Origin of the sequence: Aeromonas sp. 600724 (assembly GCF_049175135.1) — a bacterium.
Taxonomy (GTDB): Bacteria; Pseudomonadota; Gammaproteobacteria; order Enterobacterales; family Aeromonadaceae; genus Aeromonas; species Aeromonas veronii_A.
Genome location: NZ_JAAKUM010000017.1, coordinates 90,315 through 116,492, shown reverse-complemented (window position 1 = coordinate 116,492; position 26,178 = coordinate 90,315). Strand labels below are relative to the sequence as shown.

Genomic DNA, 26,178 nt, shown 5'->3' with positions numbered 1-26,178 from the left:
CCCGCAGGAGCCCTCTTTCATTACATCAGCACGCTCTTTTTAAACAGATCCCACACCCCGAACGAGAAGTGCTTGAAGATGTCGATGCCAAGGGCTGACTTCACCAGATAGAGCAGCAGCACCATGCCGCAGATCCCCAGCAGCAACAGCAGGGTAGTCAGCAGCACCTTGAGGTGAAAGCGAAAGCCGCTCTCCCGCCCGCGATGACGGCGATCCCGTCCCATCAACACCACCAGATAGCAGCGCCAGCAACCGATGCCGAAGGCGCTGTTGACGTTGATGGCGTGCGACTTGCCATCACTCATCAGCCGCAGCGCCTGCTCGATACCGTCGCGCTGAGTTTCACTCAGGCTCTCGGCCACCTCGGGGGAGAGAGCACGGTAGAAGCGGTCTATCGCCCCCTGCGGTTTCTGCGGTAATTGGCTCATTGGTTTTCTCCTGCGGATATGCCCAGAGCCTTGCGGTAGACCGCCATGGTCTGGCCGGCGATCCGCTGCCAGTCATACCGCTGCAGATAGTCGCTGTAATCGACCTTGCCGCGAGGTAGCTGGGCGTTGAGTCGCTCTGCCAGCGCACTCACATCGCCGACCGGGAAATAGCACTCCTGTTGCAGCGCCACCGCCAGATTGGCGGGAATGTCGCTCACCACCACCGGCAGGGAGAAGGAGAGCGCCTCCAGCAGGGCTATCGGCAACCCCTCGTGATAAGAGGGCATGGCAAACAGGGTAGCCTGTGAAAAGACGCTGATCAGCGCCTCGCCATTGAGGAAACCGGTACGGATCACCCCCGGTGTTTCATCCGCTATGCGCTGCAGGCGCTCGCTGTAGGGGGTCGGGTGATCCGTATCCCCCACCAGCACCAGCGGCAGCTCGGTATCGAGCTGGCGGTAGGCGGCGATGAGATCGTGCAGCCCCTTCTCTTCGACGAAGCGGCCCACCGCCACCAGATAGCTGCCAGCGGTCAGTCCGAAACGGGCCAGCGTCAGCTCCCTCTTGTCCGCTGCCGGCAACTCGACCCGTTTCACCCCGTTGTAGATGAGGTGGGCGTCCTGGCGATCGTACTGGCGGCGGATCGCCTCGTTGATCACTTCGGAGATGACGATCACCTCGCTGGCATAGCGTACCGCCCAGCGCTCGCCAAGACGCAACACCCACTTGGCCAGCGCCCCCCACTTCTGGCGGTCATAGTCGGGACCGTGATGGGTAAAGACTACCCGCTTGCCAAGCAACCTCAGAAGCGGCACCACCAGCCCCGGGCCGATGGCATGGACATGCACCAGATCGCAGGCATGGCTGCGGCAGTAAAAAGCCGCGAGCAGAGAGTGGAGGATTGCCTCCAGCGACTTCTTTTTGGGGGCGGGCAACGCCTTGAGAGCCACCCCTTCAAACTCGCCGCTTCGGTAATTCACATAGGGGGCGCGAGCCAGCACGGTCGCCGCCACTTCGAACTGGCGGTGCAGCTCCGGGTAGAGGGACTGACAATGGGTTTCGACACCGCCCAGTACATGGGGGATCCCCCGGGTACCGAGCACGGTCACACTAATCTGCTTCATGATCTTCTCGAATGATTCTGGCGGGATTGCCCGCAACAACGGCGCGAGCCGGGACGGAACGAGTGACGACGGCGCCGGCACCGACACTGGCATGATCACCAATGGCGATGGCCCCGATGACGATGGCGCCGGTGCCGAACTCGACCCCGTCCCCCACGGTGGGCGAAAGGAGCTGGCCGCTTTGGCGATCAGGCTTGTTGCCCAGGGTGCAGTTGTGGCGCAGAGTGCAGTCACGCCCCATCAGCACACCGTCACCGATGACGATATTCTGCGGGTGATAGAGGCGCAGACCCCAACCCAGCCGGGCTCTTGGCGAGATATCGAGGCCGCACAGCAGCTTGAATCCCTTGAGCAGCAACAAGCCGGGCAGCCTCATAAAGCGGCCTCCCTGTGCCAACCGGTAGCAGAGCAGGAACAGGCGCGCCGTCTTGCTCGGATTGAGCGCCAGTTCGGCTTTCAACTCGTGCCAGAAGCTCATCTCTGTTTCTCCTCCAGCAACGACTGGTAGAGCGCCAGCAGAGCTTGCTGGTGGCTGGCGAGGGAGTAGTTGTCGATCAGTCGCTGACGGGCCGAACGCCCCATGGCCGCTGTCTGCTCCGGCTCGGCCACCAGCCTGTCCATGCAGCGGGCCAGCTCGTCGGCATTGCCCGCCTCGAACAGCAGGCCATCGAGACCGTCGCGGATCTGCTCCGGAATCCCGCCAATTCGAGCCCCGATCACCGGTTTGCCGTAGGCCATCGCCTCCAGTACCGACATGGAGCAGTTCTCGTACCACTCGGACGGCACCACCACGGCCTTGGCGTGGCGTAGCAGATCGAGCAACGCTTCCCCCTGCTTGAACCCCAGCAGTTCGGCATTGGGATAATGCTGCCCGAGGTGTGCCAGCAGCGGGCCACCGCCCACAATTTTGAGGCCCGCCGGCCGCGTCATGCGCTGATGGGCACGGGCAAGCGTCTCGACCCCTTTCTCGGCCATCAGGCGGCCGAGGAACAGAAAGTACCCCCGATCCTCTCCGCTTTCGCGGCTCGACTCGACATCTATGCCATTGAGGATCACCTCGATGCGGGAAGCGGGCAGCCGGGTACGAAGCATCCCGGCCATGAAGGCGCTCGGCGCCACCAATGCATCGACCTGCTCATAGTTGCGGCGCCACTGTTGCCAGGCCGCCTCGGCAGAGAGCAGCAGGCTCTTGCCCCACGACCCCTCCTGCCACTGATGGCGAAACAGCTTGAGCCAGGAACCCTCGATCCGGGTCAGATCGAACGGCTCGCCATCGACCAGCATGCTGTAGTTGGGACAGGCCACCTTGTAGTCATGCGCCGTCAGCACTGTCTTGCAGCCCAGGGATTTGGCCACCCGGATGATCGCCGGGGTGAGCTGGTGGTAGATGTTGTGAAAGTGAACGATATCGGGCCGCTCGGCACGGATAAGCTCCGCCAGCCGATCACAGGCCTCCTGATTGTGGATGAAGCGAGCGGCAATCTTCAGCCGATCGAAGAGCCCGTGCCGCTGGTGATAATCGACGTTGGCCGGAAAGTAGCCGCTCTGGGGCGAGGGGAGGTTATCCGGATGCTGCATGGCAAAGTCGATCACCTGATGACCCGCCTGACGCACCATCTCCCGTTCCTGAAAAAGGACGGTCTCGGCACCTCCCTTCATGAAAAAGAACTTGTTGGCAAAGAGCACCTTCACGGCAATGACTCCTGGATCAGACGATGGGCGGGCGCCTCGCGCGGGGAGCGCTGGGGCAACAGCAGGCCGCGTACCAAGCCAGCTGCATAGATGGAGAGGTTCATGACACTGCGCAGGGCATCTTGCAGGGAGCGGTTTTTCAACCACTTGAGAGCGATGAAGCCACCCAGCGGTGCCAGCGCCAGCAGCGGCAACCAGAACGGCAGCCCGGCTGCGAAAAGCAGTACGCAGAACAGGAGTGCCAGCAGGTAGAGCCCGAACAGCAGCTCGGAGCGGATCACCGACAACACCTCGCGAAAATAGGGCTGCCCCCACGCCGAGCGCACCAGCTCGCCGCTGGCAAACAGATACCCCATGCGCCAGCGGTAACGGATCAGGGCAAGGGAGTCCATGGTGTGGGAGGTGTGAAAGAAGAAGGGGACATCGAGCCGCTCCAGCCGATAGCCCGCCTGACGCAACCGGATACCCAGCTCCGCCTCTTCGTAACCATGCAGGTTGCGATTGGTGAGATAGCCGATCTGCTCGATGGCGCTGCGTCGAAACAGACCGCCACCACACAGCCAGCGCGACTCGCCCAGCGGATAGATCTGGTTGATGCGCTGCTTGCGCGACTTGAACTCATAGCTGCGGGCATCATCCATCTCGGCCCGCCCGGCCACGCCACCGCATTCGGGGTGGGAGTGCATGTGTGCAAGGGCGGCCGGCACAAACTCAGGCTCCAGCTTCATGTCGCCATCGAGCAGCAGCAGGAATTCCCCTTCACTGAAGAGGTAGCCAAGCTGTGGCCCCACACCACAACAGCGATCGGCCGGGTTGGTCAGGCTGACGACAGTCACTCCCAGCTGGCAGGCGATCGCCTGGGTGCGGTCAGTCGAGAGACTGTCCGCCACGATAATCTGGTGGGTGTAGTCGGCCAGAGCGCTTCTGATGCTGGCAATGGTGTCGGCAATCCCTGCCTCCTCGTTGTAGGTCTTGATGATGACAGAGATAAGGGGGGATGGAGTCATGACACCTCACAAGAGCTGGTGGCCTGCCGAACCGAAGAACGGATCACCAGGGCGGCACCCAGCACGAAATAGAAGAGGAACTGCTGCACCGGGATCAGCATCAGCAGCTGGCTGTAAGGCAAGCTCAGCAGACAGGCGATCCCGAACGCGATGAAAGCGGGTTGGTAGCTGAGCAGACGCACATCTGCCGCGCTCAGCAGCTGGCGATCCAGCAACGGACGGGGACGGCAGCACCAGAGCAGCAGAACGATCAGCACGATGAAGATCAGGGTGCCCATCAGTCCCACCTCCCACAGCAACACGCTGAGGGAGGTGGAGTCGAGCAGCACGTTGAACAGGGGGTTGAGAAAACCGGGCAGGGTGCTGCCATGGTTGGTGGTGTTGAGGCCATAACCAAACAGCAGATTGCTGAGACCGTGGTTATCACCGTTGCAGGCCCAGAAAAAGAGCGTCGTCACCCGCCCCAGCTCACCGGTTTCCGGGTTGATGTGGTTGGGATCGAAGATATAACCGAGGGAGTCGATAAACAGCGCAATGGCCCCCTGTTGTCCGGCCCCCTCGAACGCGGATGAGTAGGAGGCAGCCAGCACCAGAACGGCCACTGCCACCAGCACCGTCATCGCCAGCGCAATCAGCAGCAGACGCTTGAGGTCATAGCTCTTCATCCCCCTGACATAGCTGGGCGAGAGCCAGACCCAGGCCAGCAGCAAGGGGGACAACAGGATGACGAACTTCACCTCGGCCAGCACACAGATGGCAAAGGCGGCAAGAATGTGAAAAGCGACCAAACGACGCGAAATGAGGCCGTGGCGAAACTCGGAGAGCTTAATCAGCATCACCAGCAGGCAGAAGAAGCCGAGTGCACCCGTATTGCCGCCCCCCATGGGGTCCCCCCCGAAGGTGCCGACCACCGAGTCCCACTTCTCAAACTCGCCGCGCATTGCCACCCGTTTCGGCACCACCACCAGCACCTGAAACAGCACCACCGGGATCTGCAGGTAGAAGACCCACTCCACCAGCTTCATGATGCGGTAAATCTGTGACTCGCGGCAGAAGCCGAGCAACAGGCAGGGGAGCAGCAAAGAGAGCGCCAGCTCGTTCTTGAAACCGATGATAGTCACCATGCCCCCCTGCTGAAGCAGGGTGCCCAGCAGCGCCAGCACCAGCAAGCCACAGTAGAGCAGCAGCAGCACCTTCTCCTGATAGTCGAGCCGCAGCGGGCTGTAACGCGTCTGCAGCGGCAGCAACATCAAGGTGGCAATGGCCAGCAGGAAGGGCAGCCAGAGGAAGGCTGTAATGCCGGTGACGTACTGGGCCAGGCCGCAGATCACCAGCGACAGCAGCAGATTGGCCTGCATGATGAGGGCACTGTTCACGAGGGCAGCTCCATCCGCCCCTGCAACTCGGCAGCCCGGCGGTTGACCCGCAAAAAGACGAAGCCGTAGCGCACCGCAGTCAGCAGAGAGAAGGCCAGCACGCAGAGCTCGTACTCCTGCTGCAACCAGGGCAACAGCACGAAGGCAATCACCACGACCAGCAGCTGCTCAAGCTGGATCTGCAAAAAGTAGCGGGGCGAGCCGAACACCAGCTCGATTACGGTCAGCGGGCAGATGGCCACCGCAGTAAAGACATAGGGCAACATGTAGCGGGAGGTATCGATGGAGGCGATCCACTCCGCATTGAAGAACCACTTCATCACCAGCGGATAGCAGATGAGGATCCCGAGGGTGGCCGCACTGCCCATCGCCAGCAGCAGCCGCTTCACCTTGCGAAACTCCTCCCCGTTGAAACGGCGCTGGCGAAAATCCTCCGACCATCGCGAGAAGATGGAGTGGCGGATGGCGTTGCCAACAATCACCACGGGCGCCAGACAGAAGCGGTTGACCACGGCAAAGTAGCCCGCCACCAGAGGGGAAAACCAGAAGTTGATCAACACGGTCGGCAGATTGGCCGTCACCATCGCCAGCACCTCGGCACTGCCGACACCAGCCAGATGCGCTTTATGGCGGGAGAAGAAGTGCTGCAAGCGGCGCGGGGCAGCCTCCCTCAGCATGGCACTGTGCCAGGTAAAGGCAGACCACAACCAGCCCCCGATCACCACCAGCAGCAGACAGGCCCATAACTGATAGAAGTGCGCCATGTCAGGGGCCAACAGCAGACAGAGCAGCACCACGGCAGAGGCCGAGATACGCTGCAGACCGAGCCGCTGGTAGTGGCCGGCCCGCAGGGCCAGATTCTCGGCGATGAGGAGCAGCCCGTGGGTCACGGTCAGCAGGTAGAGCGGCCAGAGCGGCAGCGAGAAAAAGCAGACCACCACCAGCACATAGGGGATGGGGAGCAGCCAGACCTGCAACAGGGAAAAGATCAGGTTGCCGGGCAGCTCGGCCTCCTCCAGCTTGGGCAACAGCAGTTGCGAGGCAAAGGTGGCAAGCTGGGCACCGATCAGCACCAGACTGTAGCTGAGGGCATAGAGCCCGACCGCAGCCATGTCGAACTTGTGCGACAGTGACCAGACCGAGAACGCCCCGATCAGCTGGGATAACACGGAAGCACCCCCTATGGTGGTGATGCTGCGCAGCAGTTTCATAGCGCGCCCCAGGTGGGTGCACCACAGAATCTCAGGTTCTCCGCCCCTTCCAGATCGCGCTCGGCGACCTGGGTCAGCACTGTCCCCAACACCGCCACTCTGGCATCCCGCAGCTGTGCCAGCACGCTCAGCACCCGACTGGCCGGCAGCTGGCCGGACTGGATCACATGAATGGCACCATCCAGCGGTTGCCCCAGCAGCAGGGCATCCTTGCCGACTTCCAGCGCAGGGGTGTCCACTATGATGCGGTCAAACTGCCCGGCAAGGGTTGCCAGCAGTTCGCTCCAGCGTGGCGAGCCAAGCAGTGCCAGCGGGGAGGAGACCGGCTGGCCAGCCGGCAGCAGGGTCAATCCCTCTTTTGGCACCAGACAGGCAGCCAAATCGGCTTCGCCTGCGAGCAGCTCGGCTAACCCCGGTCTGGCTGCCTGCCCCAGCAACTGGCGACCAAGGGAGCCCCGGCGCAGATCCCCATCCACCAGCAGCACTCGCTCATGGCGGGCAAAGCTGGCGGCACAGAGAGCCGCCAGCGTCGACTTGCCCTCACCAGCACCGGTCGAGGTGATCATGATGCGCTGCAGCTGACCCGGCTCCAGCCGCATGATGGCGTAGAGGTCATCGGCACTGGCACCTACTCTGGGATTGACCGCCCCCACCCGCAGCAGGGCACTCTGATCCTGCAGGGCCGCCAGCCGCGGGATTTCACCAAGCACCCGACCACCGAGCTGGGAGACCAGCTGGCTCAGACGATCCAGGGTATTGCGCAGCGCTCCGGCAGTGATGACTACCAGCACGGCAACCATGCCCGCCATGATCACCACCATCAGCAGAAACAGCATCTTGTTTGGTTTGGCAGGCAGCAAGGGCACCGATGCCGCGTCGTAGAGGATGGCATTCGACTCGTGCAGCTGAGCGTTCAGGCGGGTCTCTTCCTGACGGCGAAACAGCTCGTTATAGAGCTGACGGGTCTTGTCGATATTGTTCTTCAGGTTGTTGTACTCATCCTTCTTGACTGCCAGCGAGGAGAACTCCCGCTTCTTCTCGTCAAGCTGGGCGAGGTACTCCTGCTCCTTGCGCTGGCTGCTCTGGTAGCGATCCTCGATACCGTCGGCAATCTCCCGCATCAGCTGGTTTGACTGGGTATTGAGCGCCTTGATGCGTGCCTCGGCCTGCAGAATACGGTCATGCTTGGGGCCATAACGCTTGGCCAGCTCGGAGAGCTCCTGCTGGGCCTTGATGAGGGCGATGCGCAGATCCTGCATCTGGGGGTGGTTGGAGACCTCGGGCAGGGAAGCCAGCGCCGCCGGATTGCGGCCGTACTCCTGAATGGACTGGAATTCGGCCTGCGCCGCCAGCCGCCGCTCGCGGGCATCCGCGTACTTGTTGGTGATGATACCGAGCTCTTCGGTTTGCAGACCATCTACGCCGCGAAACGTCAGCAGATCATTGCGGGCAAGAAAATCGCCGAGCTGCTTCTCCTGCTTCTCCAGACTGGCCTTTATCTCCACCAGCCGGCTCTGGTTCCAGTGCGATGCCGTGGTGTTGGCATCGACCCGCTCCTCCACATTGAGATCGATGTAGGTCTGGGCCACCTCATTGGCGACGCTGGCGGCCAGCTCGGGAGAACGGGATTCGAACCCGATGCTGACCAGCTGGGTATCGCGCACCGGCGAGACGGTCAGGTGTCTGGCCAGATACTCCAGCGCATGCTGGTGGCGTGAGGAGGCATCCTCTTGATGTCCGGCACTCCAGAGCCCCTTGATGCGGCTCAGCCAGCTGTCCGGATTGGGCTGCCCGTTGAATTCCGGCAGCTCAGCCAAGCCCAGATGAGTAACCACCTTCTCGGCCACCCGGCGTGACTTGAGCAGCTCGAACTGGGTGTTGTAGTACTCGCGGCGGCTGGTATCGACCCGATAGACGGGCTCGATAGGGGAAGCGCTGTTCGCATCTGCCTTCAGCAGCAGGGTCGCACTGGATTGATAGTAGGGCGGCATGCTGAGGATAAAGGGGGCTGCAGCCAGGGTCACCACGGCGGCAAACAGCACCACCTTCCACCAGTTTGCCTTGAGCACCCGCCAAGGGCCGCTGAAATCGAGGCGACTCTCTAGCGCACGGCCATTTTCAACCAACAATGAAGTCATGAAGAGCGTCCTGGATCAGAAGAAACTTTGTTCGATGGTGATGATGTCGCCGGGATTTAGCTGCCGTTGCAGGCTCACCTCTTCCAGCAACTGATCGCTGCCATTGAGGCGCAGGCTGATATCCCGTCTGGCGGCGCGATCGGTGAAACCACCCGCCAACGCGACGGCCTTCTCCACCGTCAGGCCGGGCTGGTATTCATAGCCACCTGGGTGAGCCACCTCGCCAGCAACAAACACCTGGCGGAAAGTGGTCACGTTGACCGTCACCATGGGGTCGAGCAGCACGCCGTGCTTGAGCCCTCTGGTCAGCAGCTCGGCCACCTCAGTGGTGGTATGGCCCATCAGCAGCACCTGACCCAGATAGGGGTAATTGACGTGGCCACTGGTATCGACCTTGAACTTCATCGACAGATCCGGCTCGCCATACACCCGGATTTCGACCTCATCCCCCGGCGCCAACCGGTAGGCGGAATCGTTGCCTTGCGGGCTCTGGCCAGCCCAGACCGACAGGCTGAACAACCAGCCAAGCAGAAGCACCATCACGCTTTTGTTCATGTTAAATGGCTACCTTGAGTGAAAGAGAAAGCTGTTGTTTGTCGTAACCGAGGGCACGGCCATAGCAATTGCCGCCGATGTCGATGGGCTGCCCGGCAAAGCTGGAGCCGGAGTCGGCCTGCTGGTAGTGGAGCCCCAGATTGACGGAGGGACGAATGTCGTAGCTGATGCCCATGCCCCAGCGATGGATATCGTCCTGACGGTGGCGGTTGTCGTTACCACAGACCACCGACTGGTGATAATCATCCCGGATATCGTGATAAGAGAGCGTGGTCGCAACTCCGGGTGACCAGTGGTGCTGCCACTCGGCGCCATATAGCTGGCTGCTGACATAGCCGCCGTCACCACCCGGATCACGAATGGTCCGGCTGGAGAGCAGCGCGAGCTTGCTGTAATCGAGCGGTTGCCACTCCAGACGTAGATCCCAGTTCAGCCCTTTGAAACTCTCTGCATGCGGATCGTTGACGAAACGCTTGTAGATCCCGCCGATATTGGCATCGATCCGGGTCTTGCCAGTCAGCTGGCTCATCACCCCGGTGATGAGAAAAAACTCGTCGGAATCCTTGCGCGGATTGGCCGGATAGCGTCGCAGATTGGTCTGCAGGGTGTAACGAAAACGGCTGACATGGGTCACCTGATCGAACAGCTCGACAATGGCAGTGTTCTCCTGCCACTCCTGCTCGGCCATATAGCGTTCAAAGTCATGCAGGTAGAGGTGCTTGTCGAGATAGCCCAGCTCCTTGTGGGAGAGCGCCAGCTCCAGCTTGCCTCTGGCATCGGGAGCGCCGTAACTGTAGCGGCCACCCACTTCGCTGCGTTTGAAGCGCAGCGGCTCGGCAATGTTGAACCAGCCGAAAGTGGCATCACCGCCAGCCTTCTCATCCCCCTGCAACATAAAGCCTTCGGTCAGCCCCTCGCCACGCGCCTCATGGCCCAGCCGATACTGGTACATCAGCTGGAAGGCGTTGCGCAGGGAGAAGCGCCAGCTGCCGTCAAACTGGAACTGGTGATCTGCATAGTCATCCGTATGGCTGCTGCCATAGCGACGATAATCACCCAGATAGCTGAACTGATAGCGATCCAGGCCGCGTTCGCCCACCAAGCGAAATTCCGGGGTGATCCCGACGAAATCGGAGCCAATCGCCTGACCACTGTCACGCTGCCACAAGAGGTTGCTGTCGTGGCCGTAACGGCTCTCCACCTTGGTTTGGATCTCCAGACCAAGCGGCCCCTGATGGGATACGGGGGTGACCTCGGCGCGGACTGAAAGAGAGGGGGAGAGCAGCAGTCCGGCGCAAACGAGGCTAGTAAGCGGATGCACCGACAAACCCTTTGAATACAGTCAGGAAAATGACTTTGAAATCCAGTCCGAGCGACCAGTACTGGATGTACTTGAGATCGAACTTGACCCGCATCTCCATCTTGTCGAGGGTGTCGGTTTCACCACGAAATCCATTTATCTGGGCCAGCCCGGTAATCCCCGGTTTGACCTTGTGGCGCAGCATGTACCGCTCCACCAGTGAGCGGTACTGCTCGTTGTGCGCCACGGCATGGGGACGTGGCCCCACGATCGACATGGAGCCCTGAATCACATTGAAAAACTGCGGCAGCTCATCCAGCGAGGTACGACGCAAAAACGCACCGAATGGCGTCACTCTGGGATCGCCTCTGGTTGCCTGAGTCACCACGGCATCATTCTCCATGACGCGCATGGAGCGGAATTTCCAGACCTGGATCCGTTTCCCCCCCAGGCCGTAGCGATCCTGCTTGAAGAGCACGGGTCCAGGGGAAGAGAGACGCACCCCGAGAGCCACCAGCGCCATAACCGGAGAGATGAGCAGCAGGATGAGTGAACCCAACACCAGATCTTCAATGCGTTTGAGCAGGGCGGCGCCCCCTTCGAACGGGGAATCGAAAAAGCTGAAGGTATAGATATCGCCCACCCGATCGATGTGGGATACGGTCAGGCCGTACTCGTAGAAATCGGGAACCAGATAGGTATTAACCGTGGTGTCGGAGAGTTCGTAGAGGTAGTGATTGATACGCTCCCGGGCGGTCAGGGGCAGCGCCAGATAGATTTCGTCGACCAGCCCTTTGCGTGCCAGCTCGAGCAGCTCATCGACATCACCCAACAGAGGACTGCGAGTCGGGTAACCGAAGCGCTCTTCGCTACGGGCATCGAAAAATCCGAGCATCTGAATATCGTGACGCGGGCTCTCCCACAGGGATTTTTCCAGCGCCAGTCCGGCCGGAGTCACGCCAATGATGGCCACACGCCGACAGCAGGAGGCATCGCTGAACCAGAGGGTCACCAGTCGGTACAACACCCGATAGCCGGTGGAAATGAGGCAGGCCATGGCAAGCCAGAGCACCGCCAGCTCCAGCGGGAAGGGGTGGTAGGGTTTAAAGATGGGAACCAGATAGACCAGCAGGTAGAGCAGGGTAGCAGTTACCAACCAGGAGAAGATGAGGCGCAGCAGAGACTGCGCCAGATGTTTACGAACCCGGCTGCAATAGAGCCCGGTATTCTGGGAGACCAGAAAGAAGACCACCATGCCCAGCGTGACCAGGGACATCTCGTCCAACCCATGAAACAAGCCAAAGTGCCGTGCGAGCAGCACCATTGAGACTGAAATTCCCACCAGATCGACAAAGCGGGAAAACAGACTGTGGCTCGCGTCTGCGAGCTTGATGATTCGCTTGTTCATGGGTCGCCTTCATACTGATATCACTTATCAGTTTTCTTGACCGGACGAGCCCAGTTCTTGATGTGACGCTGGGGTACCCGGGTAATCACGAGTTCATTTTCACCCACGTCCTTGGTAATAGTAGAGCCGGCACCCAGGGTGGCCCCCTTGCCGATGCGAACAGGCGCTACCAGTTGGGTATCAGAACCGACGAACACATCGTCCTCGATGATGGTCTGGAATTTGTTGACCCCGTCGTAGTTGCAGGTGATGGTACCGGCACCGATATTCACCCCGGCTCCGATCTCGGCATCACCCAGATAGGTCAGATGACCGCACTTGGAACCAACCCCCAGACGGGCCTTCTTCATCTCGACGAAGTTGCCAACGTGCGCATCCTGCTCCAGAACCGCCCCCGGACGCAAGCGGGTAAACGGACCCACTGAGCACTGATCTGCCACCTGTGCACCCTCGATAACCGAGTAGGGTTTCACCTCGGTGTGATCGCCAATGACACAATCTTTCAGTACGCAACCGGCTCCGATACGAACGTGATTGCCGAGAGTCACCTTGCCCTCAATGATGACGTTTGCATCAATAACAACCTCTTCACCAATTTCCAAAACCCCACGCAAATCAAAGCGTGCGGGGTCGATCATGGTTGCACCTGCAATCATCAGTTTCTCGGCCTGCATCTGCTGATAGCTGCGCTCAAGCTGAGCCAATTGCACCCGATTGTTGGCCCCTTCCACCTCGGCGGCACGCTCCGGATGAACGGCGGCAATCGGGCAATTATCGCTGTGAGCCATGGCGATCACATCGGTCAGATAGAACTCGCCCTGGGCGTTTTTGTTGTCGAGACGAGACAACCATTGACGCAACTGGCCCCCATTGGCCACCAGCACGCCGGTATTCACCTCACGAATGGCCAGCTGTTCGGCATTGGCATCCTTCTGCTCGACGATACCGACTACCTGACCATTTTCACGGACGATGCGGCCATAGCCGGTGGGGTTGTCCAGCACCACGGTCAGCAGTGCCATCCCGTTTTCAGCCTTGGCGGCGAGCAAGCGCTGCAGGGTCTCGGGCTGGATCAGCGGGGTATCGCCGTAGAGCACCAGCACATCGTCTTCATCCTTCCAGAACGGGATGGCCTGGGCGACGGCATGACCGGTTCCCAGCTGCTGAGCTTGCAGCACCCAGTTCACATCGGCCGCCACGATCCGCTCTTTCAGCAGCTCGGCACCGTGGCCATAGACCAGATGCAGCTGCTCGGCACCGACCTGACGAGCGGTATCGATCACATGGGAAACCATGGGTTTGTTGGCTACCGGGTGCAGTACCTTGGGCAGAATGGAACGCATACGGGTACCTTTACCCGCAGCCAGGATCACGACGTTGAGGGACATAAATTGGCCTTTGGAACATGAGAAATACTCGGCGGAGTCTATCCAACGGGTAAAAAAAAAGCGACCCGAAGGTCGCTTTTTACATCACCGTTATTAGCGGTAATTCTTTTTGACGATATCGATGACTCGCAGTTGAGCCATCGCCTTGGCCAGCTCGGTGGCGGCCTGGGCGTAGTCGATATCACCATGGGAGCTGTGGATCCGCTCTTCGGCTGCGCGCTTGGCTTCCTGGGCTTTCGCCTCATCCAAGTCGTCAGCACGAATCGCGGTGTCCGCCAGCACGGTCACGGATTCAGGTTGTACTTCCAGCATACCGCCGGAGATGTACAGCACCTCTTCAGTTCCGTTCTGCTTCACCAAGCGGACCAGGCCCGGCTTGATGGCAGTCAGCAACGGAGCATGACCGTGGCGGAGACCCAACTCACCTTCGGAGCCTGATACCTGAGCGGATTGCACGCGACCGGAAAACAGTTTTCCTTCGGCGCTCACCACGTCCAGGTGAAAGGAGATCATCTCTGCCATGGGCCCTCCTGTCGAGGCTTACAGTTTCTTGGATTTCTCGACGACTTCGTCGATACCGCCAACCATGTAGAACGCCTGCTCGGGCAGATCGTCATACTCGCCTTTCAGGATGCCCTGGAAACCACGGATGGTCTCTTTCAGCGGCACGTATTTACCCGGAGAACCGGTAAACACTTCTGCTACGAAGAACGGCTGGGACAGGAAACGCTCGATCTTACGGGCACGGGCTACGGTCAGTTTGTCTTCTTCTGACAGTTCATCCATACCCAGGATGGCGATGATGTCCTTCAGCTCTTTGTAGCGCTGCAGTACGGTCTGAACGCCACGAGCGGTCTCGTAGTGCTCTTTGCCAACCACCAGCGGATCCAGCTGACGAGAGGTAGAGTCCAGCGGGTCAACGGCCGGGTAGATACCCAGTGCCGCGATTTGACGGGACAGTACGACGGTCGCATCCAGGTGGGCGAAGGTGGTCGCCGGAGACGGGTCAGTCAAGTCATCCGCAGGCACGTAAACGGCCTGTACGGAGGTGATGGAACCGGTCTTGGTGGAGGTGATACGTTCTTGCAGAACACCCATCTCCTCGGCCAGGGTCGGCTGGTAACCTACTGCGGAAGGCATACGGCCCAGCAGTGCGGATACTTCAGTACCGGCAAGGGTGTAACGGTAGATGTTGTCCACGAAGAACAGCACGTCACGACCTTCGTCACGGAACTTCTCGGCCATGGTCAGGCCGGTCAGCGCAACGCGCAGACGGTTTCCGGGCGGCTCGTTCATCTGACCGTAAACCAGAGATACTTTGTCCAGTACGTTGGACTCCATCATCTCGTGGTAGAAGTCGTTACCCTCACGGGTACGCTCACCTACACCGGCGAATACAGAGTAACCACTGTGTTCGATCGCGATGTTACGGATCAGCTCCATCATGTTTACGGTTTTGCCTACACCGGCACCACCGAACAGACCAACCTTACCACCCTTGGCGAACGGACATACCAGGTCGATAACCTTGATGCCGGTCTCCAGCAGCTCGGTGCTGTTGGACTGATCTTCGTAGCTGGGGGCTTCACGGTGGATTGACCAGCTCTCTTCTTCACCGATCGGGCCTTTCTCGTCGATTGGCTCGCCCAGTACGTTCATGATCCGACCCAGTGTCGCAGTACCGACCGGAACCTGGATGGATTTACCGCTATTCATTACTTCCAACCCACGACGCAGACCGTCGGAGGAACCCATGGTGATGCAACGAACGACGCCGCCACCGATCTGTTGCTGAACTTCCAGCACCAGACCCTGGCCTTGACCTTCGCTAACGACCTTCAGTGCATCGTACACCTGGGGCACGGCATTCTGCGGGAACTCGATGTCCACTACAGCGCCGATGATTTGGACGATGAAACCGTTACTCATGTCAAATCCTCTAAACCTTTGATAACCCTTGCCTTACACCGCAGCAGCACCGGATACGATCTCTGTCAGCTCCTGGGTAATACTGGCCTGACGGGCCTTGTTGTATACCAGTTGCAGATCGTTAATCAGGTTACCGGCGTTGTCAGTCGCGGCTTGCATGGCAACCATTCGGGCTGCCTGTTCACTGGCCAAGTTTTCCACTACACCCTGGTAGACCTGAGATTCGACATAGCGAACCAGCAGGGTATCCAGCAGCTTCTTGGGATCCGGCTCATAGAGGTAATCCCAGTGGTGTTTCTTGGCCAGCTTGCTGTCTTCAGTTACGGGCAAAGGCAGCAGTTGATCGACCCGTGGTTGCTGCACCATGGTGTTGACGAACTTGTTGTACACCAGATACAGCTTGTCAATCTCACCGTTGTCGTAAGCCTTCAGCATGACCTTGACTGAACCAATCAGGTCATTGACGCTCGGGTTATCGCCCAGTCCTGCGACGTGAGCTTTCACCTTGGCGCCGTGCCGTTCAAAGAAGTTGGAGGCTTTGTTGCCGATCAGAGCCAGGTCAACCTTGGCACCTTTCGCGCTCCATTGCTTCATATCATTGAGGGCAGCCTTGAACAGGTTGATGTTCAGACCACCACACAGGCCACGGTCGGTGGAGACGACGATGTAACCCACTCGCTTGACCTCACGTTCGATGAGGTAGGGGTGTTTGTATTCCAGGTTCCCCTGAGCGATATGGCCGATCACCTTGCGCATGGTTTCAGCGTACGGACGGCTGGCAGACATGCGATCCTGCGCACGGCGCATCTTGCTTGCTGCCACCATTTCCATAGCGCTGGTGATCTTTTGAGTGTTTTTAACACTCCCGATCTTGTTACGTATCTCTTTTGCGCCGGCCATCTCTTCTCTCCATCAGGTGGCAGCTTGCGCTGCCACACTCGCTTACCAGGTCTGGGTTGCCTTGAAGTCATCCAGCAACGCAGTCAGCTTGCCAACGATCGCGTCGTTGTAGTCAGCCTTGGCATTGATTTCAGCCATCAGCTCAGCATGCTGGGTATCGGCGAAAGAGAGCAGAGCGGCTTCGAAGTCGAGGATCTTGCTCAACTCGACATCAGAGAGATAGCCTTTTTCCGCGGCGAACAGCACCAGAGACTGGTGAGCCACGCTCATCGGAGAGTACTGCTTCTGTTTCATCAGCTCGGTCACTTTCTGACCGTGGTCCAGCTGCTTGCGAGTTGCATCGTCCAGGTCGGAAGAGAACTGGGCAAAGGCAGCAAGTTCGCGATACTGGGCCAGCGCGGTACGGATACCACCGGACAGCTTCTTGACGATCTTGGTCTGGGCGGCACCACCCACACGGGATACGGAGATACCCGGATCAACCGCAGGACGAATACCGGCGTTGAAAGACTGGGAAGTCAGGAAGATCTGACCATCGGTGATGGAGATCACGTTGGTCGGAACGAACGCGGATACGTCGCCCGCCTGGGTTTCGATGATCGGCAGCGCGGTCAGAGAACCGGTTTTGCCCTTCACTTCACCCTTGGTGAACTTCTCTACGTACTCGTCGTTGACGCGAGCTGCACGCTCCAGCAGACGGGAGTGCAGATAGAATACGTCGCCCGGGAATGCTTCACGTCCTGGCGGACGGCGCAGCAGCAGGGAAATCTGACGATATGCAACGGCCTGCTTGGACAGGTCATCATAAATGATCAGGGCATCTTCACCGCGGTCACGGAAGTACTCACCCATGGAGCAACCTGAATACGGAGCCAGGTATTGCAGGGCAGCCGCTTCGGAAGCAGAGGCAACCACTACTATGGTGTTGGCCAGGGCGCCGTGCTCTTCCAGCTTGCGCACCACGTTGGCGATGGTGGAGGCCTTCTGGCCAATCGCAACGTAGACACACTTAATACCGGAGTCTTTCTGGTTGATGATGGTGTCGATCGCAATGGCAGTTTTACCTACCTGGCGGTCACCGATGATCAGCTCACGCTGGCCACGACCGATAGGGATCATGGAGTCGATGGCTTTCAGACCGGTCTGGACAGGCTGGTCAACAGACTTACGCTCGATAACGCCCGGGGCAATCACTTCTACCGGAGAGAAGCCATCGTGCTCGACCGGACCTTTACCGTCGATAGGCTGACCCAGGGTGTTGACCACCCGGCCCAGCAGACCACGACCGACCGGCACTTCCAGAATGCGGCCAGTACCTTTTACTTTCATCCCTTCGGCCAGATCGGCATAGGGACCCATCACTACGGCACCAACGGAGTCACGCTCCAGGTTCAATGCCAGAGCGTAGCGGTTGCCCGGCAGCTCGATCATCTCACCCTGCATGGCATCGGCCAGGCCGTGGATACGAATGATACCGTCACTCACGGAGACGATGGTACCTTCGTTACGCGCTTCGCTCTTTACATCAAACTGCGCAATGCGCTGCTTGATCAGCTCGGCGATTTCAGTGGAATTCAGTTGCATGCTCTAATACCCCAATCAAGATTGCAGCGCGTCAGCCATGCGATCCAGCTTGCCGCGGACAGTTCCGTCGATAACCAGATCACCGGCCTTGATGAGCACCCCGGCCATCAAGGACGCGTCGATGCTGCAATTCAGCTTCACTTTGCGCGCGAGACGTTGTTCCAGAGAAGCCTGAATATTGGCTTTCTGCTGGTCGGTCAGTGCAATCGCCGAAATCACGTCAGCCTGAACTTCTTTGTCCAGTTCAGACTTGAACACCACAAATTCGGCAACGACCGCCGGCAGCACACCCAAGCGACCATTCTCTGCCATTACCCGGATCAGGTTCTGGCCATGCTCGTCGAGTTGCTCCCCGCAGATGCTGACAAACAGTTTTGCCAGCTCGTCGGCAGCCACAGAGCCGTTAACCAGGGAGTGGATGGTCTCGTTCTTCACTACTTCCGCAGCGAAGCTGAGCATCCCCAGCCACTGATCAACCGCCTTGTGCTCAACGGCAAACTCGAAAGCAGCCTTGGCGTAGGGGCGAGCGATTGTAGTCAGTTCAGACATAGCCCCGTTCCCGTTACAGTTCAGCTACCAGTTTGTCGACGATGTCGCTGTTGGCAGCCTGGTCGATTTGGCGCGCCAGGATCTTCTCTGCACCCGCAATGGCAAGAGCAGCAACCTGCTTGCGCAGTTCCTCTTTGGCACGATGACGTTCAGCTTCAATCTCGGCACGGCCTTGAGCCAGGATTTTTTCCCGCTCAGCCTGAGCACCGACAGTTGCCTCATCAATGATCTGGGCCTTGCGTTTGTTGGCCTGTTCAATGATTTCAGCAGCCTGCAGCTTGGCTTCTTTCAGCTGATCGACGGCGTTGGCCTTGGCCAAATCCAGATCTTTCTTGGCTCGTTCGGCAGAAGAGAGACCGTCAGCAATAGCTTTCTGACGGGCTTCGATGGCAGCCATCAGCGGCGGCCATACATACTTCATGCAAAACACAACGAAGAAGAAAAAAGCAATTGCTTGGCCGAGGAGGGTGGCGTTGATATTCACAGCCGATGTCCTCTTTAGTTAGTTAATGGGTTATGCCTGGAGATGTCGTAACGACTTAGCCAGCAACCGCAAACATCACATACAGACCCAGACCAACGGCGATCATCGGGATCGCATCCACCAGACCCATTACGATGAAGAACTGGGTACGCAGAACAGGGATCAGATCAGGTTGACGAGCAGCACCTTCCAGGAACTTGCCACCCAGAATACCGATACCGATGGAAGCGCCGATAGCAGCCAGACCCATCATCATTGCAGCAGCGATGTACAGCAGGTCCATGTTCAAGTTTTCCATGAGGATCTCCATTTATTTAGATGTAATTGATTGTATAAAAAGGATTATTTGAGTCGCATCAACCATGGTCTTCCTGTGCCATCGACAGATAGACGATGGTCAGAACCATGAAGATGAATGCCTGCAAAGTGATGATCAAGATGTGGAAAATTGCCCAAGGCACGGACAGGATCCACTGTGACCACCAGGGTAGCAAACCCGCAATCAGGATAAAGATCAGTTCGCCAGCATACATGTTGCCGAACAGTCGAAGACCCAGAGAGACCGGTTTGGATACCAGCGTAACAGTTTCCAGGATGAGGTTAACCGGGATGGCCGCCGGGTGGTTGAAAGGCTGAAGCGTCAGCTCCTTCACAAACCCGCCGATACCCTTGACCTTGATGCTGTAATACAGGATCAAGAAGAACACGCCCAAAGCCATGGACATGGTGATGTTAACGTCAGCAGAGGGAACCACACGCAGATAGGGAATACCCATCAATTGTGCAGCGTGAGGGATAAAGTCAACGGGGATCAGATCCATCAGGTTCATCAGGAAGATCCAGACAAACACAGTCAACCCCAAAGGTGCGATGACCTTGTTGCGACCATGAAAGATGTCTTTGACGTTACCATTCACAAACTCGACCAGCATCTCCACAAAGCACTGCAGCTTACCCGGCACCCCGCTGGTAGCGTTAACGGCTACTTTGCGGAACAGCAGGATAAACAGGGCGCCTAGCACGACGGAGAATACCATTGAGTCGATATTCACCGTCCAGAACCCGGACCCGGCTTGAAGGTGGGTCAGGTGGTGGGAGATATATCCCTGAGGAGTCAGGACTTCTCCGGTTGCAGACATGAGTTTTCCTAATAGTGGTTGTTAAGCGTGAATGAGACTATCCACTGTACAACGAGGGCGAGGATATAAGTGGCGAAAAACGAGACGGTAACGACCTCGACTTTCGCACCAAACAACAGAGCAAACAGACCTGCTGTCGAAACGAGCTTAATCCCAGCCCCACCATAAAAGTCCCGCAAAACCAGGCCCACACTCTCGGTTGTCACCTTGCGGCGCAGCACCCAGACAGTAAACAAGGCTTGAGGAACCCAGTACATCCCCCCTCCGTAAAGGGCGGAATAACCGGCGCTGGCACTAATCTGATAAAACCAGACAGCACTCATCGCCAGGATCAGGATGAGCTGACAAACGAGCATAACCCAGGCTAGCGTAAAACCTTCCAAGGCTATTTTCTGCTTCACCAACCTACCCCTGAACATTACAGAACTGTAAAAAATCGGGATCCGAAGACCCCATGTTAACAGCTCTTAAAGCCGGTCAAATTATACCCTTGAGGGCCGCTATTGCAATATGACAAAAATCCTTAATTTTTGCGGCTTTCCGCGGCAAATCAAGGTTATGGCCATATCAAAAGGAATGGATGTTTTATTACTACAAAAAGCGTAAGAATCACGATTCTGACACGCCAAAATAGCCCAATATACGGTCCAAATCGGATAAATTCTCGTAACTTATTACTAACTTTCCGCTATCCCGCTTGCCAGGCTGAAGTTGCACCTGATTGCCAATTTTTTCTGCCAGTTGGCGCTCCAGGTAGCCGATCTGCGGATCACGGGCCGGTTCGACCCTGGCTTTTGCCGGTTCAAGCGCTTTTTGCACCAGCTTCTCGGTATCGCGTACAGTCAGCCCTTTCTGGGCAACCAGCTTGGCCAGTTCGGACTGAGCCTGACCGCTCAGGGCCAGCAGGGCTCGGGCATGACCCATGTCGAGGTCGCCATGCTCGACGAAACGCTTCACGTCGTCGTTGAGCTGGTTGAGACGCAGCAGGTTGGTCACCGTGGTGCGGGACTTGCCCACCGCCTCGGCCACCTGCTGGTGGGTGAGTTCGAATTCGGTCAGTAGTCTTTGTAAAGCGACCGCCTCTTCGATGGCATTGAGGTCTTCCCGCTGGATGTTCTCAATCAGCGCGATGGCAACGGCAGCCTCGTCGGGTACATCCTTGACGATGCAGGGCACCACCTCGAGCCGCGCCAGCTGGGACGCGCGCCAGCGCCGCTCACCGGCGATGATTTCGAAGGATTGTTCGCCGAGAGGGCGTACCACGATGGGCTGGATCACCCCCTGGGCGCGGATGGAGTTGGCAAGCTCTTCCAGTGCATCCTGGGACATGTCCTTGCGGGGCTGGTACTTGCCGGACTGCAACCACTCCACCGGCAGCTTGCGCAGCTCCCCCTGGTTGGCGGGGGCCATGGCCTGCTCGGTGCGCTGATCGCTCATCACCTGTTTCTGGCGGGCAGCCGTGCTGGTACTGAGCAGGGCATCCAGCCCCTTGCCCAGTCCACGTTTTTTCGGAGTCATATGCTCTCTCGGTCTGCGATGGTCGCCTGACGTTCCTGCTCCTGGCGGCGCAGGATCTCGCCAGCCAGTGCCAGGTAGGCCTTGGCGCCCACCGATGATTTGTCATAGTGCATGGCCGGGGCACCGAAACTCGGGGCCTCAGCCAGTCTAACATTGCGGGGAATGATGGTGCGGTAGACCTTGTCGCCAAAGTGCTGTTTTAGCTGATCGGACACATCATTGGCCAGCCGGTTGCGGTGATCGTACATGGTACGCAGCACACCTTCGATCTTGAGATCGGGATTGACCACGGCGGCCAGCTTGCTGATGGTGTCGACCAGGGCGGTGAGCCCTTCCAGCGCATAGTATTCGCACTGCATGGGCACCAGCACGGAGTCGGCGGCGGCCATGGCATTCACGGTCAGCATGTTGAGGGAAGGTGGGCAGTCGATGAAGACGTAGTCGTACTTGTCCCGCACCGAGGCCAGCGCATTGCGCAGACGGATCTCGCGGGCGAAAAACTCCATCAGGCGGATTTCGGCTGCGGTCACGTCGGCGTTGGCGGCGATCAGGTGATAACCACCGGAAGTTTCGGGTATGATCACCTCGCTGATGGGAGCATCTTCGATCAGCAGCTCATAGGCGGTGCGCTCGACTTCGTACTTGTCGACGCCGCTGCCCATGGTGGCATTGCCCTGCGGATCCAGATCGATCACCAGCACCTTGCGCCGGGTGGCGGCCATGGAGGCGGCCAGGTTCACACAGGTGGTGGTTTTACCCACTCCACCCTTCTGGTTGGCTATGGCAATGACTTTTCCCACACTATCCCCTAAATGAAACTGCGACCCTATTCGGGCTGGATATGTTTGAATTCCAGCAGATGACGTTCGCCTTCCAGCTCCGGCACCCGCAGCTCATGACAGGCTACCAGACGGATATTGGCAGGCAACTGGGCCAGCTCCTCTGCGGGATATTGTCCCTTGAGCGCGAGGAAGCAGCCCTGTTCTGACGGCAGGTGGTGACACCAGCTCAGCATGTCCTCTAGCGAAGCGAACGCTCTGCTGAGTACACCATCAAACCCGACTTCGGGTTGATACTCTTCCACCCGGGATTTGATCGGCGTCACATTGGTCAACCCCAGCTCCAGAATGACCTGGCGGATGAAGTTGATCCGTTTGCCCAGACTGTCTAGCAGAACGAACTGCTTGTCCGGATTGATGATCGCCAGCGGCAATCCCGGCAGGCCGGGACCGGTCCCCACGTCGATGAAGCGCTCACCGTGCAAGTGGGGGCTTACCACCAGGCTATCGAGGATATGCTTGACCAGCATGGCGTCCGGATCTCGCACCGAGGTGAGATTGTAAGCCTTGTTCCACTTGTGCAGCAACTCGACCAACTGCACCAGTTGGCTCTTTTGGGTATCGGTGATAACAATTTCGGCCTGCTTGAGCAGGCCGTTCAATCTTTCCAACATGGGATTCCTCAGGCGGTTTTACGCAGCAGGCCGTGTTTTTTCAGGTGAACCAGCAGGATGGAGATGGCCGCCGGGGTGATGCCGGAGATGCGGGAAGCCTGACCAATGGTCTGCGGCTTGGCATCGTTCAGCTTGGTTTTCACCTCGTTGGAGAGGCCGTTCACATCGCGGTAGTCGAGATCCAGCGGCAGCAGGGTGTTCTCGTTGCGCAGCTGCTTCTCCACCTCGTCGTGCTGGCGCTCGATGTAACCGGCGTACTTGATCTGGATCTCCACCTGCTCGGCGGCGGCCGGATCGGCGATGGCCGGACCGACCCCGTCGATGGCCATCAGGGCATCGTAGGTTACTTCGGGACGACGCAACAGCTCTTCCAGACTCTGCTCGCGGGTCAGCGGGGTATTGACCAGAGCGTTGACTGCCTCCAGTGACGGATGTTGCGGGTGGATCCAGGTTGAACGCATGCGCTGACGCTCCAGCTCGACCTGTTCCATCTTGGCGTTGAATTTGCTCCAGCGCTCGTCATCCACCAGACCCAGTTCGCGACCGATGGCAGTCAGGCGGATATCGGCGTTGTCTTCCCGCAGCAGCAGGCGATATTCGGCGCGGCTGGTGAACATGCGGTAAGGCTCGCGGGTCCCCAGGGTGGAGAGATCATCCATCATCACACCCATGTAGGCCTGATCCCGACGCGGGTTCCAGGGATCCTTGTCCTGGGCACGCAAGGCCGCGTTCAGACCGGCCATCAGGCCTTGTGCCGCCGCCTCTTCGTAACCGGTCGTCCCGTTGATCTGGCCGGCGAAGAACAGGTTTGGAATGCACTTGCTCTCCATGTTGGCCTTGAGATCCCGCGGATCGAAGAAATCATATTCGATGGCATAGCCGGGGCGAGTGATGTGGGCGTTCTCGAAGCCACGCACGGAGCGAACGATCTGCACCTGCACGTCAAACGGCAGGCTGGTAGAGATCCCGTTCGGGTAGAGCTCGTGGGTGGTCAGGCCTTCCGGCTCGACGAAGATCTGGTGCGCCGTCTTGTCGGCAAAACGGGTGATCTTGTCTTCGATCGACGGGCAGTAGCGCGGGCCGATCCCCTCGATCACCCCGGCGTACATGGGGCTGCGATCCAGGTTATTGCGGATCACTTCGTGGGTACGCTCGTTGGTGTGGGTGACGTAGCAGGGCACCTGACGGGGATGCTGGCTGGCATCGCCGATAAACGAGAAGACGGGGCGCGGATCGTCGCCGTGCTGGGCCTGCATCACAGAGAAATCGACGCTGCGAGCATCGATGCGCGGCGGCGTACCCGTCTTGAGACGATCGATGCGCAGCGGCAGTTCACGCAGGCGCTGGGCCAGAGCGATCGAGGGAGGATCCCCGGCACGACCGCCCTTGTAGTTTTCCATCCCGATGTGGATCAAACCATTCAGGAAGGTACCGACCGTCAGCACCACAGTCTTGCCGCTGATGCGGATCCCGCTTTGGGTGACCACACCGGCAACACGATCCCCATCCATGATCAGATCGTCACAAGCCTGCTGGAAGATCTTCAGGTTCGGGTAGTTCTCCAGCATCTGGCGAACGACAGCCTTGTAGAGCAGGCGATCCGCCTGGGCACGAGTGGCTCGTACTGCCGGGCCCTTGGAGGAGTTGAGGGTGCGGAACTGGATCCCGCCAAGATCGATGGCACGCGCCATGATCCCGCCGAGTGCGTCAACTTCCCTGACCAGGTGTCCCTTGCCGATCCCGCCGATCGCCGGATTACAGGACATGTGTCCCAGCGTATCAATATTGTGGGTCAGCAACAGGGTGTTCATGCCCATACGGGCTGCCGCTGTTGCTGCTTCGGTTCCGGCATGACCGCCACCGACGACGATCACATCAAATTGTTCATGGTATTGCATTGGGATCACCTTGATCTGCACGCCTGAAGATCTTTATTTGCCTGGGCTAAAGGGCGGAACATTCTATCTGTTTCGCGTCCTGAGGGGAACGTCTACTTAACGTTCAGTATGAAGGGAGGATCCACTAATTAGATCTTAAGGATCTTTAGATCGATCTTTTACTGGATCTCTTATTAGGATCCGCCCTTTCTGTTGATAAGCACTTTTTGATCATAAAGATCATTAATTTAAGGACGATCCTAGCTTGTGGAAAAGCTTGGATCCTGGCTCGGTGAACGAGGGGATAACCAGGACTTTTATACACAGAGGTCTGTCGGTCTGGATCTAATACATGGATAACTATAGGTTTTGCAGAGCTTTACACCGTAGTTATGCACATTACCCCTGGGCGTTGTGGGTAACCTTGTAGAACAACTCCCCCGGATCAATCTGTTAATAACACGGTGGATAGTCGATCTGGGGATAAGTGGGGAGATCAAGCTTTTTTTCAGGATCTCCCGCACGCTGATCAGACGATCATCGTCATCCAGTCGCGGATCCACACTTCTGCGGCATCTTCGGGGATCTCGTGTTGGGTCACATCTATGTCGAGCCGCTCGCCGATCCGGCTGGCACCGCATTCGGCCAGCAGCCGATCCAGCGTCTTGCCACCCTGGCAAAAGGTGTCATAACTGCTGTCACCAAGGGCAATCACTCCATATTTCAATGAATTAAGATCCGGATGCTGCTCGGCAAGATCCTTGGCGAAGGGTTGCAGGTTGTCGGGCACATCCCCGGCACCATGGGTGGAAGTGACCACCAGCAGGATGGATCCCGCATCATCCAGCACCTCTGCCAGCTTGGCCGGGTTGTGGATCCGAGTCTGGTGGCCAGCCTGTTCCAGCAGGTTGGCGACGTGGTCTGCGACATATTCGGCGGCGCCCAGCATGGAGCCGACGACGAGATTGAGTTTGGCCATGGAATGGATCCTGATTTCAGACAAAGAAACGGAAAGCCGGATTCTACCGCCAAAGGGTGTGGATAAATATGGATAAAGCTTGGGGATAATGGATCCAGTCAGATAATGCCACCGGATCCATCCTGCCGATCTTTTTTCT

26 protein-coding genes are annotated in these 26,178 nt (G+C 58.4%); all 26 read right to left on the bottom strand.

Going from position 1 to position 26,178, the window contains the following annotated elements:
• Positions 1 to 20: 20 nt before the first annotated feature.
• Positions 21 to 428 carry a hypothetical protein gene (locus G5168_RS16495; RefSeq protein ID WP_421252465.1) on the bottom strand — a complete coding sequence of 136 codons (408 nt, stop codon included), beginning with the start codon at positions 426 to 428 and terminating at the stop codon, positions 21 to 23.
• Positions 425 to 1,552, bottom strand: coding sequence for a glycosyltransferase family 4 protein (locus G5168_RS16490; RefSeq protein WP_421252464.1), 1,128 nt, complete (start codon positions 1,550 to 1,552; stop codon positions 425 to 427). The genes G5168_RS16495 and G5168_RS16490 overlap by 4 nt, the downstream gene beginning before the upstream one ends.
• On the bottom strand, positions 1,539 to 2,030 hold the full coding sequence (locus G5168_RS16485; protein ID WP_421252463.1) for a serine acetyltransferase: 492 nt from the start codon (positions 2,028 to 2,030) through the stop codon (positions 1,539 to 1,541). The genes G5168_RS16490 and G5168_RS16485 overlap by 14 nt, the downstream gene beginning before the upstream one ends.
• Positions 2,027 to 3,244 (bottom strand): glycosyltransferase family 4 protein, encoded by a 1,218-nt coding sequence (locus tag G5168_RS16480; RefSeq protein WP_421252462.1) that lies wholly within the window; start codon positions 3,242 to 3,244, stop codon positions 2,027 to 2,029. The genes G5168_RS16485 and G5168_RS16480 overlap by 4 nt, the downstream gene beginning before the upstream one ends.
• Positions 3,241 to 4,251, bottom strand: coding sequence for a glycosyltransferase family 2 protein (locus G5168_RS16475; RefSeq protein WP_227341677.1), 1,011 nt, complete (start codon positions 4,249 to 4,251; stop codon positions 3,241 to 3,243). The genes G5168_RS16480 and G5168_RS16475 overlap by 4 nt, the downstream gene beginning before the upstream one ends.
• Complete coding sequence (locus tag G5168_RS16470; protein ID WP_227341678.1) at positions 4,248 to 5,627, bottom strand: capsular biosynthesis protein; 1,380 nt, start codon at positions 5,625 to 5,627, stop codon at positions 4,248 to 4,250. Before G5168_RS16470 ends, G5168_RS16475 begins: the two co-directional genes overlap by 4 nt.
• On the bottom strand, positions 5,624 to 6,838 hold the full coding sequence (locus G5168_RS16465; RefSeq protein WP_227341679.1) for a lipopolysaccharide biosynthesis protein: 1,215 nt from the start codon (positions 6,836 to 6,838) through the stop codon (positions 5,624 to 5,626). Before G5168_RS16465 ends, G5168_RS16470 begins: the two co-directional genes overlap by 4 nt.
• Positions 6,835 to 8,976, bottom strand: a complete 2,142-nt coding sequence (locus tag G5168_RS16460) for a GumC family protein (protein ID WP_227341680.1) — start codon at positions 8,974 to 8,976, stop codon at positions 6,835 to 6,837. The genes G5168_RS16465 and G5168_RS16460 overlap by 4 nt, the downstream gene beginning before the upstream one ends.
• 15 nt (positions 8,977 to 8,991) lie before the next feature.
• Positions 8,992 to 9,531 carry a polysaccharide biosynthesis/export family protein gene (locus G5168_RS16455; RefSeq protein WP_201963337.1) on the bottom strand — a complete coding sequence of 180 codons (540 nt, stop codon included), beginning with the start codon at positions 9,529 to 9,531 and terminating at the stop codon, positions 8,992 to 8,994.
• A 1-nt stretch (position 9,532) separates the two neighbouring features.
• A complete protein-coding gene (locus G5168_RS16450) occupies positions 9,533 to 10,852 on the bottom strand; it encodes an outer membrane beta-barrel protein (RefSeq protein ID WP_227341681.1) in 1,320 nt (439 codons plus the stop codon).
• Positions 10,836 to 12,239: an undecaprenyl-phosphate glucose phosphotransferase gene (locus G5168_RS16445; RefSeq protein ID WP_216952480.1), complete on the bottom strand. Its 1,404-nt coding sequence runs from the start codon at positions 12,237 to 12,239 to the stop codon at positions 10,836 to 10,838. Before G5168_RS16445 ends, G5168_RS16450 begins: the two co-directional genes overlap by 17 nt.
• Before the next feature lie 20 nt (positions 12,240 to 12,259).
• Positions 12,260 to 13,627 (bottom strand): bifunctional UDP-N-acetylglucosamine diphosphorylase/glucosamine-1-phosphate N-acetyltransferase GlmU, encoded by a 1,368-nt coding sequence (gene glmU, locus G5168_RS16440; RefSeq protein WP_227341682.1) that lies wholly within the window; start codon positions 13,625 to 13,627, stop codon positions 12,260 to 12,262.
• A 93-nt stretch (positions 13,628 to 13,720) separates the two neighbouring features.
• Positions 13,721 to 14,149, bottom strand: coding sequence for a F0F1 ATP synthase subunit epsilon (locus tag G5168_RS16435; protein ID WP_005339345.1), 429 nt, complete (start codon positions 14,147 to 14,149; stop codon positions 13,721 to 13,723).
• A gap of 18 nt (positions 14,150 to 14,167) precedes the next feature.
• On the bottom strand, positions 14,168 to 15,556 hold the full coding sequence (gene atpD, locus G5168_RS16430; protein WP_026455856.1) for a F0F1 ATP synthase subunit beta: 1,389 nt from the start codon (positions 15,554 to 15,556) through the stop codon (positions 14,168 to 14,170).
• A gap of 33 nt (positions 15,557 to 15,589) precedes the next feature.
• On the bottom strand, positions 15,590 to 16,456 hold the full coding sequence (gene atpG, locus G5168_RS16425) for a F0F1 ATP synthase subunit gamma (protein WP_041210471.1): 867 nt from the start codon (positions 16,454 to 16,456) through the stop codon (positions 15,590 to 15,592).
• Positions 16,457 to 16,498: 42 nt separating this feature from the next.
• On the bottom strand, positions 16,499 to 18,040 hold the full coding sequence (gene atpA, locus G5168_RS16420) for a F0F1 ATP synthase subunit alpha (protein WP_216952485.1): 1,542 nt from the start codon (positions 18,038 to 18,040) through the stop codon (positions 16,499 to 16,501).
• A 15-nt stretch (positions 18,041 to 18,055) separates the two neighbouring features.
• Positions 18,056 to 18,589: a F0F1 ATP synthase subunit delta gene (atpH, locus tag G5168_RS16415; protein WP_204480539.1), complete on the bottom strand. Its 534-nt coding sequence runs from the start codon at positions 18,587 to 18,589 to the stop codon at positions 18,056 to 18,058.
• Positions 18,590 to 18,602: 13 nt separating this feature from the next.
• Positions 18,603 to 19,073, bottom strand: a complete 471-nt coding sequence (atpF, locus tag G5168_RS16410; RefSeq protein WP_204480536.1) for a F0F1 ATP synthase subunit B — start codon at positions 19,071 to 19,073, stop codon at positions 18,603 to 18,605.
• Between the two features lie 55 nt (positions 19,074 to 19,128).
• A complete protein-coding gene (atpE, locus tag G5168_RS16405) occupies positions 19,129 to 19,371 on the bottom strand; it encodes a F0F1 ATP synthase subunit C (RefSeq protein WP_005307205.1) in 243 nt (80 codons plus the stop codon).
• A gap of 58 nt (positions 19,372 to 19,429) precedes the next feature.
• A complete protein-coding gene (gene atpB / locus G5168_RS16400) occupies positions 19,430 to 20,212 on the bottom strand; it encodes a F0F1 ATP synthase subunit A (protein ID WP_421252461.1) in 783 nt (260 codons plus the stop codon).
• An 8-nt stretch (positions 20,213 to 20,220) separates the two neighbouring features.
• On the bottom strand, positions 20,221 to 20,631 hold the full coding sequence (locus G5168_RS16395; protein WP_216952492.1) for an ATP synthase subunit I: 411 nt from the start codon (positions 20,629 to 20,631) through the stop codon (positions 20,221 to 20,223).
• 190 nt (positions 20,632 to 20,821) lie between these two features.
• Entirely contained in the window at positions 20,822 to 21,730 is a 909-nt protein-coding gene (locus G5168_RS16390; RefSeq protein ID WP_227341683.1) for a ParB/RepB/Spo0J family partition protein, read from the bottom strand.
• Positions 21,727 to 22,530, bottom strand: coding sequence for a ParA family protein (locus tag G5168_RS16385; protein ID WP_216952494.1), 804 nt, complete (start codon positions 22,528 to 22,530; stop codon positions 21,727 to 21,729). Before G5168_RS16385 ends, G5168_RS16390 begins: the two co-directional genes overlap by 4 nt.
• A 26-nt stretch (positions 22,531 to 22,556) precedes the next feature.
• Positions 22,557 to 23,183: a 16S rRNA (guanine(527)-N(7))-methyltransferase RsmG gene (rsmG, locus tag G5168_RS16380; protein WP_227341684.1), complete on the bottom strand. Its 627-nt coding sequence runs from the start codon at positions 23,181 to 23,183 to the stop codon at positions 22,557 to 22,559.
• Positions 23,184 to 23,191: 8 nt separating this feature from the next.
• Positions 23,192 to 25,081, bottom strand: coding sequence for a tRNA uridine-5-carboxymethylaminomethyl(34) synthesis enzyme MnmG (mnmG, locus tag G5168_RS16375; protein ID WP_227341685.1), 1,890 nt, complete (start codon positions 25,079 to 25,081; stop codon positions 23,192 to 23,194).
• A gap of 508 nt (positions 25,082 to 25,589) precedes the next feature.
• Positions 25,590 to 26,039: an FMN-binding protein MioC gene (gene mioC, locus G5168_RS16370; RefSeq protein WP_227341686.1), complete on the bottom strand. Its 450-nt coding sequence runs from the start codon at positions 26,037 to 26,039 to the stop codon at positions 25,590 to 25,592.
• Positions 26,040 to 26,178: the final 139 nt, after the last annotated feature.